We start from the raw sequence: 14118 nt of genomic DNA, 5'->3' as shown, positions 1-14118 counted from the left end.
GGGTTCGTCAGTGTCGACCAAGGTCGTGGCGTGGCGGGGTGTCGCAGGGTTGAGGGCTGTCAGCGTCCCAAAGTGTGCATCGCCGCCAGTTGCCCCTGAAAAGCGTTCGCGATTTGATCAGTAAAATAGATAATGGTTAGAGATATTACCCGTTATATAGATATTCGATTTGGCTCTATGATGAGCTCCACCTCACCAGAGGACTGGAGTTCATCATGACCTGCACCCACATTGCCAAACCCGGTATCAAGCCGTTTCGTCACTTGCAGCACCCCATGGAAGTCATTCGCCAGTTCACCCCCAACTGGTTTTCCGCCACCATGGGCACCGGCGTATTGGCTTTGGCATTGGCACAGTTGCCCGGCGACTATCCGGTTCTGCACACCGTCGCCGAAGGCCTTTGGCTGTTCAATATTGCGCTGTTTCTGTTGTTCACGACCCTGTACGCCGCGCGCTGGACCTTGTTCTACGACGAGGCGCGACGAATTTTTGCTCACTCCACTGTTTCGATGTTCTTCGGCACGATTCCCATGGGGCTGGCGACCATCATCAACGGCTTCCTGCTGTTTGGTCTGCCGCGTTGGGGGGACGGCGTGATCGCGCTGGCCGAAGTGCTGTGGTGGCTGGATGTGGCGATGTCGCTGGCGTGCGGGGTGCTGATTCCCTACATGATGTTCACCCGCCAGGAACACAGCATCGACCAAATGACCGCCGTCTGGTTGCTGCCAGTCGTGGCGGCGGAAGTAGCCGCTGCCAGTGGTGGCTTGCTGGCGCCGCATCTGGCGGATGCCCATTCGCAACTGGTGGTTCTGGTGACCAGCTACGTCCTTTGGGCATTTTCCCTGCCGGTGGCGTTCAGCCTTCTGACGATTCTGCTGTTGCGCATGGCCCTGCACAAATTGCCCCACGAGAACATGGCCGCTTCCAGCTGGCTGGCATTGGGGCCGATCGGCACCGGCGCGTTGGGGATGTTGCTGTTGGGGGCGGATGCTCCTGCGATCTTTGCTGCCAACGGTATGGCGGGGATCGGCGAGATTGCCGCCGGGCTCGGTCTGGTCGCAGGCATCACCTTGTGGGGCTTTGGCTTGTGGTGGATGTTGACGGCGGTCCTGATCACGCTGCGTTATCTGCGCGCTGGCATTCCTTTCAATCTTGGCTGGTGGGGCTTTACCTTTCCGTTGGGTGTCTATTCTCTGGCAACGTTGAAACTGGCCAGCACCCTGCACCTGACATTTTTCAGTGTGGTCGGTTGTGCACTGGTGGCGCTGTTGGCGGTGATGTGGCTGATCGTAGGCAAACGCACTGTCCAGGGCGCCTGGAGAGGGGAGTTGTTTGTCTCACCCTGTATTGCAGGATTAAAGAAATAACCGGCAAAGTTTAGGTAATGTGTGGCCTGGATCGACGTTCGACATTCCAATCAGAGAACCCGGCCACTTTTACCCAACATCAGGGAAACATGGAAGATGAGTCACCCCTCACAGTTCACCTTGCTACGCACCCGGCGTTTCCTGCCGTTCTTCATCACCCAGTCCCTCGGGGCGTTCAACGACAACGTCTTCAAGCAGTCGTTGATCCTCGCCATCTTGTACAAACTCACCATCGACGGTGACCGCTCGATCTGGGTCAACCTGTGTGCGTTGTTATTCATCCTGCCGTTTTTCCTGTTCTCGGCGCTGGCCGGGCAGTTCGGCGAAAAGTTCGCCAAGGACGCGCTGATCCGTCTGATCAAGCTCGGCGAAATAGTCATCATGGCGGTCGGCGCGGTCGGCTTCATGTTCGATCACCTGTCGCTGATGCTGGTGGCGCTGTTCGCCATGGGCACGCACTCGGCGCTGTTCGGTCCGGTGAAATATTCGATCCTGCCGCAAGCCCTGCAAGAAGATGAACTGGTCGGTGGCAACGGTCTGGTGGAAATGGGCACGTTCCTGGCGATCCTCGCCGGGACCATCGGCGCCGGGATCATGATGTCGTCCACTCATTACGCTCCGGTCGTGTCCACGGCGATCATCGGCATTGCCGTGCTCGGTTACCTGGCCAGTCGCAGCATCCCACGGGCCGCCGCGTCCGCCCCGGAAATGCGTCTGAACTGGAACATCTTCAGCCAGTCCTGGGCTACGTTGAAATTGGGCCTGGGGCAAACCCCGGCGGTGTCGCGGTCAATTGTCGGCAATTCGTGGTTCTGGTTTGTCGGGGCAATTTACCTGACGCAAATCCCTGCCTATGCCAAGGAGTGGATGCACGGTGACGAGACCGTTGTAACGCTGATTCTGACGGTGTTTTCGGTCGGCATCGCCGTCGGTTCGATGCTTTGCGAAAGGCTCTCCGGGCGCAAAGTCGAAATTGGCCTGGTGCCGTTCGGTTCGTTCGGCCTGACCGTGTTTGGCTTGCTGCTGTGGTGGCATTCCGGCGGAATTCCGGAAAGCGCTGCGGGCCATGGCTGGATCGAGATTCTCGGCTTTGGTCACACCTGGCTGGTGCTGCTCGACATCCTCGGCCTCGGTGTCTTCGGTGGTTTCTATATTGTGCCGCTGTATGCGCTGATCCAGTCACGCACCGCCGAGAACGAGCGGGCGCGAGTGATTGCCGCCAACAACATTCTCAACGCGTTGTTCATGGTGGTGTCGGCGATCGTCTCGATCATCCTGCTGAGCCTGGCCGATCTGTCGATTCCGCAATTGTTCCTCGTAGTGTCGCTGCTCAACATCGGCGTCAACGCCTACATCTTCAAGATTGTTCCCGAGTTCACCATGCGTTTCATGATCTGGCTGCTCAGCCATTCCATGTACCGCGTGGAGCATCGCAACCTGCATCTGATTCCCGATGAAGGCGCCGCGTTGCTGGTGTGCAACCACGTCTCCTTCGTCGATGCCCTGCTGATTGGCGGTGCGGTGCGTCGGCCGATTCGCTTTGTCATGTACTACAAAATCTACAACCTGCCGGTATTGAACTTCATCTTCCGCACGGCGGGGACGATTCCGATTGCGGGGCGGCAGGAAGATATCCAGATCTACGAACAGGCCTTCACGCGCATCGCCCGGTATCTGAAGGAGGGCGAGTTGGTGTGCATTTTCCCCGAGGGTAAACTGACGGAGGATGGCGAGATCAACGAGTTCAAGGGTGGGCTGACGCGGATTCTCGAAGAGACGCCCGTACCGGTGATTCCGCTGGCCTTGCAGGGGCTGTGGGGGAGTTTCTTCAGCCGTGATCCGGGCAAGGGATTGTTTCGCCGATTGTGGTCGCGGGTGACGTTGGTGGCGGGGCCGGCTGTTGAAGCGGCTGAGCCAGCAGAGTTACAGCGGGTGGTGGGAGAATTGCGGGGCGCCGTCAGGTAGTGGGTGTCTGTGCCGACCCAATCGCGGGCTTGCCCGCGATTGGGTCAGCCGCTTAAGCGCTGACCTTAAGCCCAACCAGTCCGGCAATAATCAACGCCACACTGGCCAGCCGAAAGAGCGCCATCGACTCACCAAACAAAATGATCCCGGCAATCACCGTGCCTACAGCGCCAACACCTGTCCAGATCGCATAGGCCGTGCCCAGCGGCAATTCCTTCATGGCAAGGCCCAGCAAACCCAGGCTGATCGCCATGGCCGCAACGGTGAGTGCCGTGGGGATCGGACGGCTGAAACCGTCCGTGTACTTCAGGCCGACGGCCCAACCGACTTCGAACAGGCCGGCGAAAAACAGAATGATCCAGGACATGAAAGACCCTCATCGATTGACGGGGTCGTCCCCAGATTAATGACTCGATCGAGTCGCAAGGTCGTCCTCGCGTTGCGCAATATAGTGCCCAGCATTAATCCGGGGATCAAGTTTGCGGATCATTCGGTGGCTTGCTGACCTGCGATCTTCCGGTCTTCTTTCTCGCTCATTCGGCGGAAATACGTCGAGAGCAGTGCCCCGGAAATATTGTGCCAGACGCTGAACAATGCACTCGGCACTGCCGCCAGCGGCGAGAAATGCGCACTGGCCAGTGCGGCGCCCAACCCGGAGTTCTGCATGCCGACTTCCAGGGCCAGCGACTTGCGCTGGGCCAATGGCAACTTGAACACGCGGCCGGTGAAGTAGCCCAGCAGGTAACCGAAGCTGTTGTGCAACATGACCACCGCCATGATCAGTAAGCCCGATTCGGCGATTTTTGCCTGGCTGGCGGCGACGACGGCCGTGACGATAATCACGATGCTCACCACCGAAACCAGCGGCAACACCTCCACCGCGTGTCGGACCTTGTCGCCGAGCAGGCGCTGGGCAACTACGCCCAACACGATCGGCAGCAGCACGACTTGCAGGATCGACCAGAACAACTCCATGAACGAGACCGGCAGCCAGGCCGATGCGAGCAACCAGATCAGCGCCGGGGTCAACAGCGGGGCGAGGAGGGTGGTGACGGCCGCGATGGCCACCGACAACGCTAGATCGCCGCGTGCCAGCCAAGTCATCACGTTCGACGAAGTGCCGCTTGGGCAGCAGCCGACCAGAATCACGCCAACGGCGATTTCCGGCGGCAAATGAAACGCCTGGCAGAGCAACCACGCCACGCCGGGCATGATCACGAAATGCGCCACCACCCCGAGGGCCACACGCCATGGATGGCGTGCGACTTCAGCGAAGTCTTCAAGTTTGAGGGTCAGGCCCATGCCGAACATCACCAGCCCCAGTAAGGGCACGATGGCACCTTTAAGGCCGATGAACCATGCCGGTTGCAGGAACGCCACGACAGCGAAAATCAATACCCAGTAAGCGAAGGTGTTGCCGACAAAACGACTCAGTGCAGCCAGTGCGCGCATGGCCTGATCCTTGTTTTTAGTTACACCACAAAACATTGTGGGAGCTGGCTTGCCAGCAATATTGATGTGTCAGACTCCATTTGAGCCCTCTGTAACACCGCTATCGCTGGCAAGCCAGCTCCCACAGTTGACCCTGTTCCGTCAGTTTGAACAGATTGGGTTTAGATCCCCTGCGGAGTCTCTTCGCCACCCAGTGCTTCAACCAGCGCCGGCAGGAAGTCGCCGAACGTCAGCATCATCAGGGTAAAGCTGGCATCCAGTTGGCCAAGTGCTTCGTCGCCGCCGTCCTGTTCTGCCTGGTCTTGCAGCAGGTCTTCAAACTTCAGGCGCTTGACCACCATCTTGTCGTCGAGCACGAAGGACAACTTGTCCTGCCAGGCCAGCGACAGTTGGGTCACCACTTTGCCGGTGCTCAGGTGCAGCTGGATTTCTTCGCTGGTCAGGTCCTGGCGCTTGCAACGCACAATGCCGCCGTCTTCGTGGGTGTCGCGCAGTTCGCACTCGTCCAGCACAAAGAAGTCGTCTGCAGCTTTCTGGGTGGTAACCCATTCGGTCATGGTGGCGGTCGGCGACATCTTCACCGTCAGCGGACGCACCGGCAGGGTGCCGATCACTTCACGCAGGGTGGACAGCAGGTCTTCGGCACGTTTCGGGCTGGCCGAGTTGACGAGGATCAAGCCCTGTTTCGGCGCGATGGCGGCGAAGGTCGACGAGCGGCGAATAAAGGCGCGAGGCAGGAAGGCCTGGATGATTTCATCCTTGATCTGGTCGCGTTCCTTCTTATAGACCTTGCGCATTTGCTCGGCTTCGATCTCTTCGACCTTTTCCTTCACCGCGTCACGCACGACGCTGCCTGGCAGGATACGTTCTTCCTTGCGCGCGCTGATCAGCAGGAAATCGCCGCTGACGTGTACCAGCGGCGCATCTTCGCCCTTGCCGAACGGTGCGACGAAACCGTAGGTGGTCAACTCCTGGCTTGCACATGGGCGCGCCAGTTTGGTGGCCAGTGCAGTTTCCAACGCCTCGGCATCAACAGGCAGATCTTGGGTCAGGCGATAGATAAGCAGGTTTTTGAACCACATGGGGTGAGTCTCTCCTTTATACAAAGGCGGGCATTATTGTCCTCCGTGTGCCATAGGCCAACCCTTCTCTAAGCCTTTGGAAGGCATCAGAAAATTAATTAAAAAAGTGCTTGCCAGAGGTAGGGTCGCTCCGTAGAATGCGCGCCACACCGAAGCGAAGGGTGATTAGCTCAGCTGGGAGAGCGTCTGCCTTACAAGCAGAATGTCGGCGGTTCGATCCCGTCATCACCCACCATTCGTTTCAAGTGTTACGCGCAGCGGTAGTTCAGTCGGTTAGAATACCGGCCTGTCACGCCGGGGGTCGCGGGTTCGAGTCCCGTCCGCTGCGCCATATTCGGTAACCTGGAACACTGAACGCCAGGTCACCACGGAAAAACCCGCTAAAGCGGGTTTTTTTCTGTCTCGAGTTTGTACGGTTTTACCCGCGGGATGTGTCGTTTCACCGGTTTTCGGATTTATTTGAAAAAAATTCAATTAAATCAACACTTTATGAAAACTTGTGGCATAATGCGCCCCGTAACGAAGCGAAGGGTGATTAGCTCAGCTGGGAGAGCGTCTGCCTTACAAGCAGAATGTCGGCGGTTCGATCCCGTCATCACCCACCATTCGTTTCAAGCGTTTCGCGCAGCGGTAGTTCAGTCGGTTAGAATACCGGCCTGTCACGCCGGGGGTCGCGGGTTCGAGTCCCGTCCGCTGCGCCATATTCGGTAACCTGGAATACTGAACGCCAGGTCACCACACAGAAAGCCCGCTTTATGCGGGCTTTTTGCTGTCTGGCGTTTAGCAAACTGGCCGTCCGGGCGGGCGTTTGAGCCTTTGCCCAGGCCTGCTACGTCCCGGTGTTGCGGGCGTGGCGGTAATCGCTGATCGCCTCGTAAACCGCTTTGCGCAGGCGATTGATGCCGCCAATCGGGCGATGCGCCTCCAAACCGAACCACGGATTGAACGACAGGTTGTCGCATTGCAGATTCAGCGCCGGCGTATCGAAATCCTGCGGCGGCAAAGTGATCCTCGCCACTGTCTCGAAGGGGGAGTCCTGCTCGCGCCATTCGATACTGGTGTCCTCAATCGGCATGTATTTGTTCGCATCCTGGCGCTGGACCTGCAGAACAAAGCACGCCGGCACCCGGTCCGTGGACAATTGCTGGTTCAACGCGCTGCGCAGGAAGTTCGGCAGATCCTGATTCTGCCTGGGCAAGGCGTAGGCCGGGCAATTATCCGGATCCGGCATCACCCGAAACTTCGCATTGGCCTCACCGAATTTGTATGGCGATACAGAGAAATAGGTGGTTTGCGTCGGGCTCTCCGGCGGCGGCGATAACGTTGCCAGCGCAATAAATAGATGGCGAACCTGCCAGGTTCGCGGATCCCAGCCCGGAAAAAATGCCCTGATTTTTTGCCCATCGGCTTGCGCCGCTACGTTCTGGCGATACTCGGCGACATCGCTGACAAAGAAGTTTGGGTGGCTGAACATCACAAAGTCCTGTTCATGCTGGCCCTGGCGATCAGCGAGCAGCTGCGCACCCGGAACCTCAAGCAGTTTGATCGCCATGCCTCGGGCGTCGCGAATGCTGTCGAACTGAGGATAGGCATTGCCGTTGGACAGTCGCATGGTGGCCTGCCAGACCTTGCCCGGTTCACTGAACACGCCCTGACGCAGATCTTGCGCCAGTTGCGGCAATACCTGCACCTGGGCCTTGACACAGCCATGGGCCTTGGCGTGGGCGTCACGCAGATATCGGGTGCTTTCACGGTGTTGATCGACAATGCGCACCGCGGTCTGGATCACGTCCTGGGTCATCGCCGCTTCGCCGTCCGGAATTTGCTCCTGTGCGGAGACGGGGCCACGGTGCTGCCAGGCGAACCATGCAACAGCCAGGGCCCAGACAAGCAGGCCGGCACCCAGCACAATGAGCACGGTTTTGCCGAGCAGACGGCCCAGCCGCAACCACAGACGGGCAAGCAAGGGCAGTTCCTTTTTGAAGGTGGTCATGATCATGGCAGTTGTGCCTCCAGCGGGCCGCCCAATACTTTCAAGTACTCCAGCAGTGCCCAGCGTTCTTCGGGCAGCAAAAGCCGGCCGATGACACCTCGGCCGCGCTCACCTGCGCGGAATTCATGGCCGCTGTTGTGGTTGCCGGTGATGCGCGTATCGAACAGGAACCCATTGGTGAAGGCTTCGGTGCGATAGCCCAAATGCCGGGGGTCGTATTCGGGGGTGCCTTTATAGAAGGTTGTCGCGCGTTCATCCTGAGGCGACAGCAACTGATAAAGGCTGGGCACCGAGCCGTTATGCAGAAACGGTGCCGTCGCCCACACCCCTTCCAGTGGACGAGCCTTGTAGGCGACTTTTTCGCGAACACCAATGGGCAGGCCGAAGCCATCGAGCCGAGGCTTCTCCTGTGGCGTCACACCAGCTTCGCGGTACGCGCGCCTCTCGACGAACGCGGTGATGTAGGCAAGGCCCTTGGCCACCGAAAGCTGACTCAGGTCCAGCGGTTCCTTGGGAGTGGGGTGCAACTTAACGTCCATCTGCTCGAGTTCTGCGAGATTCCATTGCAGGGCGGTCACGTCGAATCGGTGGTTGGCGATGTTGTTGGCCGCGCCCGGATCCGTGCCGATGACGTCCACGGGCAGCATGGGCAGGTGTTGCACCCAGCGCTCACCTTCCTGAATCTTGCGCGGGACGTGGCAGCCGGCGCAGTTTTCGGCAAACAGTGCGCGGCCCTTGGCTGCCAACGGTTTGTCGACAACGCCAAGCAGCGCTTCTGGCCAGGCGGGTGGTTTCAGGCGTTGCAGGGTTTCTTCGATCGCATGCAGATCGCGCACGCGGACACTGGAGGCGTAGCGCTCATCGCCTTGCAGGGGCTGGCCGTCGACGTCGAAAAAATTCAACGTCGCGCCGACGCCCAGCGCTTCGCCGATGTTGCGCGCCATGGGCTGTTGCGCCGAGCCGTTCCATTGGACCCAGTCGAACGTCCACATGTCCCACAGCTGTGGATAATCCACGGGAGCGTTGGCGACACGATAGTTGGCGGGGGAAATGGCGTCGCCGAAGGTCGCATTGGCAATTCGGCCAAACGCATCGGTGCGGCCAGGTCCTTCCTCGGTGGGGTAAAGGCCGCGATGGGTGTCATTCCAGGCGACTTTGAGGAACGTGTTCAGCGAATCTTTGAAGTCTTTGCGCAGTTGTTCATGACCCGCGTCGTAATTTTCCCCCAGCACCCGGCGGGCAAACCGCTCGAACTTCCACGGGTTGTAGTAAGTGGACGTCAGGCTGGCGACCAATGCCTGTCCGAAACTGCCGCCGCGCAATGTGGGAACGCTGGAGGGCAATACATGTTGCGCTGAGCCGCCATCGATACGCACCGACTGGCCGTTGAACCGCAATTCTCCGGTGTGGCAAGCGGCGCAAGTTATGTCCAGATATTGCTCCGGACTTCCGGGATTTCGGTGCCGGGCGAAGCCAACGGGCAAGTTGCCGGGATTGTTTGGCGTGGATTTTTGCCCAGGATCCACCAGGAAACCAAAGCGAGCCAGATACTCGGGGGAGGCGAAGCGCTGTTGCGAGAACGGCAGTTCGAGGGACTCAAACCACGCGTAGCGCAGGCCTTTGACTTGCGTGCCTTGGGGGGTGAAGTAATAGGTTTGTCGCTCTTCTTCAGTCCATTGGTTCAGGTAATGCACCTGCTGCGGCGGCGTATAGAAGGGCAGTTCCGGGTTGGCGACGTAGTACAGGACCACGGTCAGGCCAGCAGCCAATAGAAGAAGGACCACAACCAGCAAGCGGAAGAAGAGGCGCAAGATGAACATCCTTGTCGATTTTTCTTCCGTTATGCCTGAGTGGCCAATTAGCGGCAAGAGGCCATTACGCCAGATGTTGTGAGGGTAAAACTGCCTCCGCGAGATCAATCTGACAGAAGTTTCATCATCCCCATTTGCAAAAGCGTTTAAACACCTGAACTTATCGCAAATCTCTGGCTCTCATGCCGGTAGCCATTGGTCGTGGCGGCCTGATAAGCTCGCGGCTTTACTCGATTGCCCTTTCGGCGCATGAACAAGGAAATAGCATGAAACAGCATCGGTTGGCGGCGGCGGTTGCCCTGGTTAGCCTGGTACTTGCGGGTTGCGACTCGCAGACCAGCGTAGAGCTGAAAACCCCGGCGCAAAAAGCTTCCTACGGCATTGGCCTGAACATGGGCAAGAGCCTGGCTCAGGAAGGCATGGATGACCTGGACTCCAAAGCCGTAGCCCAAGGCATCGAAGATGCCGTCGGCAAGAAAGAACAGAAGCTCAAAGACGAAGAATTGGTGGAAGCGTTCGCCGCACTGCAAAAGCGCGCCGAAGAACGTATGGCCAAAATGAGCGAAGAGTCGGCAGCTGCCGGCAAGAAATTCCTCGAAGAAAACGCCAAGAAAGCTGGCGTAGTGACCACCGCTTCAGGCTTGCAGTATGAAGTGGAAAAGAAAGCTGACGGCGCTCAGCCCAAGCCGACTGACGTAGTGACCGTTCACTACACCGGGAAGCTGACCAACGGCACCGTATTCGACAGCTCCGTCGAGCGCGGCAGCCCGATTGATCTGCCGGTCAGCGGTGTGATCCCGGGTTGGGTCGAAGGCCTGCAACTGATGCACGTTGGCGAGAAGTACAAGTTGTACATTCCTAGCGAACTGGCTTACGGCGCTCAGAGCCCAAGTCCAGCCATCCCGGCCAATTCGGTGCTGGTGTTTGACCTGGAACTGCTGGGCATCAAGGATCCGGCAAAAGAAGACGCAGCCAAGTAATTCGGCGCCTCTAGCAAAAGCAACGCCTCGCTCATGCGGGGCGTTGTTGCATCTGGCATCTGGCGTGGGTAAACAAACGAACAGATGCTGTAGGCTGGAGTCATAGGCAATGTAGGACCGGCGCTAACCGTGCCGAACCTTCAAGTCAATGAAATATTGGGTTTTTTTGATGAGTAAAAAACGCCCGATCTAAGCGCAGCCCTTGTGTTACGGGGCTTTCAGCCGTGAAAAGCAGGTCTGTTCACAAGGTTATCCACAATTTGTGTGGATAACATTTGCGTGGGAGGAATGATGAAAGCACCCTGGAATTTCGCTCGATTCTTGCCACTGGCCGGACGCCTGATTGCACGTGGGCGTTTGCCGACCTTGTTGTTCGCAGTGGCCAGCAAAGGTGCCAGCCAGGGCAACCGGTTGGGCAAACTCAAAGACGATCTGCGCCTGTTGCAGGCGCTTTGCCTGGCGTATTGGCGCGGCGAGTACCGTGCCATCAGCCCTAAAGCGTTGGTATCCGTGGTGGCGGGCTTGATGTATTTTCTTAGTCCGGTGGACGCGATCCCGGATTTCCTGCCGTTGTTCGGCATGATCGATGACATCGCCGTACTCGCCTGGTTGATGAAAGTCCTCGACGATGAGCTCAACGCGTTCCGTGCCTGGCGTAAACGTCAGGTGCCGGAGAAACTTGCTGTGGTCGAGCGCTTGCCGGATACCCCGGAGCAACTTCAACTTCAGGGACCGAAAAAAAGATGAGCCGAACCCGTCTGATCCTCAGATAGATACCCCCCGCGACCTTAGCCGCTGTTAGGATTACACTTCTAGGGAAAAGTGCCGACTCGCTAAGTGTTGTTGTCCTACGGGGTAGTCATGGATATTCAGATAATTACACGCGAAGGCGAGCCCGAATATGCGGTTCTGCCATGGGCTCAGTATCAGGCTCTACTGAAAGCAGCAGGCCTCAACGAAACACCGTCGCGTCCGGCCCCAGCGCCATTGGCGACGACCCAGGACCCGATCCTTCCAGGTCTTGATCAACTACGCAGTTTGCGCGAAGGGAAGGGCATCGCCATTGAGGCGTTGGCCCGCACGGTAGGTATCAGCCCGTCTTATCTAGCCATGATCGAAAGTGGCGAGCGACTGCCCGACGCCGCGATTCGTCGCAGCCTGGCCTGGGAGTTGACGGTGCCCGGATGGAGGGATGAATCGTGAGCGTACGCATCAGTCGTCAACACTGGGACGGATTGTTGGGCGAACTGGATCAGGCGCGCCGACAGCGCCATCTTCTGACTTATCGGGCATTGCTGGAGCGTTTGCAGTTGCCGACGCCTGCCATGCAAACCCTGACCGCAGCGCTTGAACACCTGGCCGCGCTGGACGCCAAGGCCGAGCAGCCGCTGCGCAGTTCGCTGGTGATCAGCCAGGGCGCCAGCCGCCTGCCGCGCACCGGTTTCTTTGAATGTGTCGAGCGACTGGGGCGTTTCTCCGGGCCATCCGATGGTGTCGCTGCAGCATCGTGGCACGCCTCGGAAGTGGTGCGTGTTTTCGAATACGAATACCCGGAATCGGCGGAAGCCTGAATGTTTTTTCGACTCAAGGCGCGGGCCGGCTACTGGCTGGCGCGCAGGCTGTTTCACTGGTCATGGTTCGTGCGTCAACCGCGTGGCTGGAAGTGGCTTGAAGGCCAGTTCGCCCGCATGGCGAACCTGGGCGATGTCGGCGCCCAGAGCTTCTATGGCCACATCCTGACCTTCCGCGGCGTCGGTCTGGGGGCTCGCGAGGAAGGCGTGCGTCTGCTGCGTCTGGCGGCATTGGCCGGGGACGGCAAGGCGGCCTATCAAGTGGGTATGATCAGTCTCGCCGGGACACCGAGCAAGGCACCGGATCCGGCTGAAGCCGCGCGGTTCTGGGGCATTGCCGCGAAGGCCGGACATCCACTGGCAGAGATCAAGTTGAAGGAACTGGCCTCCCGCGATTCTCTGAAGTGACGGCGTCTTATCTGGCAAAAAAACGTGGCGTAGGGACTGATCCCTACGCCGCGTTTTCGTTTTAGCGAATCGCCCTACATCAACCTCATCCTTCCCTGACTTCTTTCCCCGCTTAACCCACGCAAAGTCCATCGCGCCCAATTTCCTGCGCGAAGGATTGCTTATGTTCGACCCGGTTTTTTATGTGGTTCCTGATGTTTCGGTGGGCTGATGGATCACATCGCCCGCATTGAGCTCGAGCTCGACAGCTTCCCGGACACCCTGACGCTTTACCGCCAACAGCTCGAACGCTGGTTCAGCCAGACCGCCGACAAGGTCAGCCATGCCACGGACATGCCTTCGCTGATGGGCATGGAGCGGGTGATCAAACTGGGTAACACCAGCACCGTAGTCAGCAGCGCTGATGACGACTTTTTTTCGTCGGTTGCGCAGTGTCCGCAGGGCGGGATTCTGCACATCGAGAGCAAATTCGAGTCGGTCCATGACATTCCGCTGGGGAACATTCAGGTCGATGTGATCGCCGTTGATGGCGGTGAAACGAAGACGCTCACGCTGGATGAAAACGGCCGAGGCCAGTTCAAGGGCGAGGCCGGCAAGTTCTACCGCGTGCGAGTGCAGAGCGAGGTCACGCCGCAGCAGGTTGATGAGCTGTTCCAATCCTACGACGGGCTGACGCAGACGCTGGAGCAGTGGCTGCGCAGCGAGTGGCAAAGGTTCAAGCCGCAGTGGTCGCAACAGTCGGCCTCGGCGTCATTGGCGGCTGTGGGCAACGGGATGTTGGCCGGGAGCTGGGCGGCGATCGAGGCTGTCTGGGATGGCCTCGGCGAGCTGAGCGACATTCTGAAAGATCCCCGGGCTTACGCCGACAAACTCGGCGCCAGCGCAGGCGAGTTGGCCGCACTGGCCGACAGTGCGCCCGACCTGATCGAAAAGGCCATGTTGCTGGCCAGCGATGAAGCGGCGTTGTGCCTGTTGTTGCGTACCGCGACGTTGTGGCTCGAGGCGTTGCCGCCGACCTACATCGCAGGCTCCTCGGCGGAGGCCATTTCCAGGGTTGTGGTCGGCGTGGTCATCGACCTGCTGATCGGCATCGTGCTGAGCATGGTGGGTGTCGGTATCGCATGGCTGAGTGTGCGCCTGATGAAGTACGGCGCGCAGCTGTGTCAGGCCGTCATGGGCTTTGTGAAGGCGATGGTCGCGATCATCAATCCCTTCATGGGGCATGTCGATCGCTACAAAAAAGTGGCCGCACGGGGTGTCGCGGCGGGCCTGAAAAAAGGCCGGATGGAGTTGCGCTGGAAGGGCCGCAATAACACTTCGTTGAAAAAGGACGAGCCCTTCGACGATGCCCCGGCCCAAGCGAAAAACCCCAACGGCGACAGCGCCGATTCCGCCGAGCGCACTGCCACCCACGGCTGCCCGGTGTCGCTGGTCACCGGCGAAGAACTGCTGACCCTGACCGATGGTTTTCTGGATGGTGTGCTGCCAT

12 protein-coding genes, 4 tRNA genes and 1 pseudogene are annotated in these 14118 nt (G+C 58.8%); 12 read left to right on the top strand and 5 right to left on the bottom strand.

Annotated elements, in window-relative coordinates; all coding sequences use genetic code 11:
• Positions 1-215: 215 nt before the first annotated feature.
• Complete coding sequence (locus BVK86_RS22040) at positions 216-1367, top strand: TDT family transporter (RefSeq protein ID WP_075948433.1); 1152 nt, start codon at positions 216-218, stop codon at positions 1365-1367.
• Positions 1368-1463: 96 nt separating this feature from the next.
• Positions 1464-3332 (top strand): MFS transporter, encoded by a 1869-nt coding sequence (locus tag BVK86_RS22035; protein WP_075948432.1) that lies wholly within the window; start codon positions 1464-1466, stop codon positions 3330-3332.
• A gap of 52 nt (positions 3333-3384) precedes the next feature.
• Here the strand turns inward: BVK86_RS22035 and sugE are convergent, their stop codons facing one another.
• The 3 genes from sugE to rdgC all read right to left on the bottom strand — a co-directional run bounded on the left by sugE (position 3385) and on the right by rdgC (position 5866).
• The gene (gene sugE, locus BVK86_RS22030; protein WP_075948431.1) at positions 3385-3699 is read right to left on the bottom strand and encodes a quaternary ammonium compound efflux SMR transporter SugE; all 315 of its coding nucleotides are present in this window, start codon (positions 3697-3699) and stop codon (positions 3385-3387) included.
• Positions 3700-3818: 119 nt separating this feature from the next.
• Complete coding sequence (locus BVK86_RS22025; protein ID WP_075948430.1) at positions 3819-4784, bottom strand: bile acid:sodium symporter family protein; 966 nt, start codon at positions 4782-4784, stop codon at positions 3819-3821.
• 161 nt (positions 4785-4945) lie between these two features.
• Positions 4946-5866: a recombination-associated protein RdgC gene (gene rdgC / locus BVK86_RS22020; protein ID WP_008060875.1), complete on the bottom strand. Its 921-nt coding sequence runs from the start codon at positions 5864-5866 to the stop codon at positions 4946-4948.
• 159 nt (positions 5867-6025) lie between these two features.
• On the opposite strand from rdgC, the gene BVK86_RS22015 reads away from it, so the two are divergent.
• The 4 genes from BVK86_RS22015 to BVK86_RS22000 all read left to right on the top strand — a co-directional run bounded on the left by BVK86_RS22015 (position 6026) and on the right by BVK86_RS22000 (position 6567).
• A tRNA-Val gene (locus BVK86_RS22015) sits at positions 6026-6101 on the top strand.
• A 19-nt stretch (positions 6102-6120) separates the two neighbouring features.
• Positions 6121-6197: transfer RNA gene (locus BVK86_RS22010), tRNA-Asp, on the top strand.
• A gap of 198 nt (positions 6198-6395) precedes the next feature.
• A tRNA-Val gene (locus tag BVK86_RS22005) sits at positions 6396-6471 on the top strand.
• Between the two features lie 19 nt (positions 6472-6490).
• Positions 6491-6567 (top strand) — tRNA-Asp (locus BVK86_RS22000).
• A 128-nt stretch (positions 6568-6695) separates the two neighbouring features.
• Here BVK86_RS22000 and BVK86_RS21995 read toward each other — a convergent pair.
• Together BVK86_RS21995 and BVK86_RS21990 are read right to left on the bottom strand one after the other, a co-directional pair.
• On the bottom strand, positions 6696-7832 hold the full coding sequence (locus BVK86_RS21995; RefSeq protein WP_408002992.1) for a catalase family protein: 1137 nt from the start codon (positions 7830-7832) through the stop codon (positions 6696-6698).
• 29 nt (positions 7833-7861) lie between these two features.
• Positions 7862-9670, bottom strand: a complete 1809-nt coding sequence (locus BVK86_RS21990) for a di-heme-cytochrome C peroxidase (protein ID WP_075948522.1) — start codon at positions 9668-9670, stop codon at positions 7862-7864.
• Between the two features lie 266 nt (positions 9671-9936).
• Between BVK86_RS21990 and bamJ the strand changes: the two genes are divergently transcribed.
• The 6 genes and pseudogenes from bamJ to BVK86_RS21960 all read left to right on the top strand — a co-directional run.
• Positions 9937-10650: a BamJ family beta-barrel-assembly machinery protein gene (gene bamJ / locus BVK86_RS21985; protein ID WP_020796775.1), complete on the top strand. Its 714-nt coding sequence runs from the start codon at positions 9937-9939 to the stop codon at positions 10648-10650.
• 291 nt (positions 10651-10941) lie between these two features.
• Entirely contained in the window at positions 10942-11397 is a 456-nt protein-coding gene (locus tag BVK86_RS21980) for a YkvA family protein (protein ID WP_075948428.1), read from the top strand.
• Positions 11398-11511: 114 nt separating this feature from the next.
• Positions 11512-11853, top strand: coding sequence for a helix-turn-helix domain-containing protein (locus tag BVK86_RS21975; protein ID WP_075948521.1), 342 nt, complete (start codon positions 11512-11514; stop codon positions 11851-11853).
• Positions 11850-12221: a hypothetical protein gene (locus BVK86_RS21970; RefSeq protein ID WP_003223109.1), complete on the top strand. Its 372-nt coding sequence runs from the start codon at positions 11850-11852 to the stop codon at positions 12219-12221. Before BVK86_RS21975 ends, BVK86_RS21970 begins: the two co-directional genes overlap by 4 nt.
• The gene (locus BVK86_RS21965; protein WP_075948427.1) at positions 12222-12629 is read left to right on the top strand and encodes an SEL1-like repeat protein; all 408 of its coding nucleotides are present in this window, start codon (positions 12222-12224) and stop codon (positions 12627-12629) included.
• Between the two features lie 210 nt (positions 12630-12839).
• Positions 12840-14118 (top strand): annotated as a pseudogene (locus BVK86_RS21960) (type IV secretion protein Rhs); the annotation flags it as partial.

Source organism: Pseudomonas reinekei (assembly GCF_001945365.1).
GTDB classification, from domain to species: Bacteria; Pseudomonadota; Gammaproteobacteria; order Pseudomonadales; family Pseudomonadaceae; genus Aquipseudomonas; species Aquipseudomonas reinekei.
The sequence above is the reverse complement of the archived record's forward strand: the minus strand, read 5'-3'. Positions and strand labels throughout refer to the sequence as shown.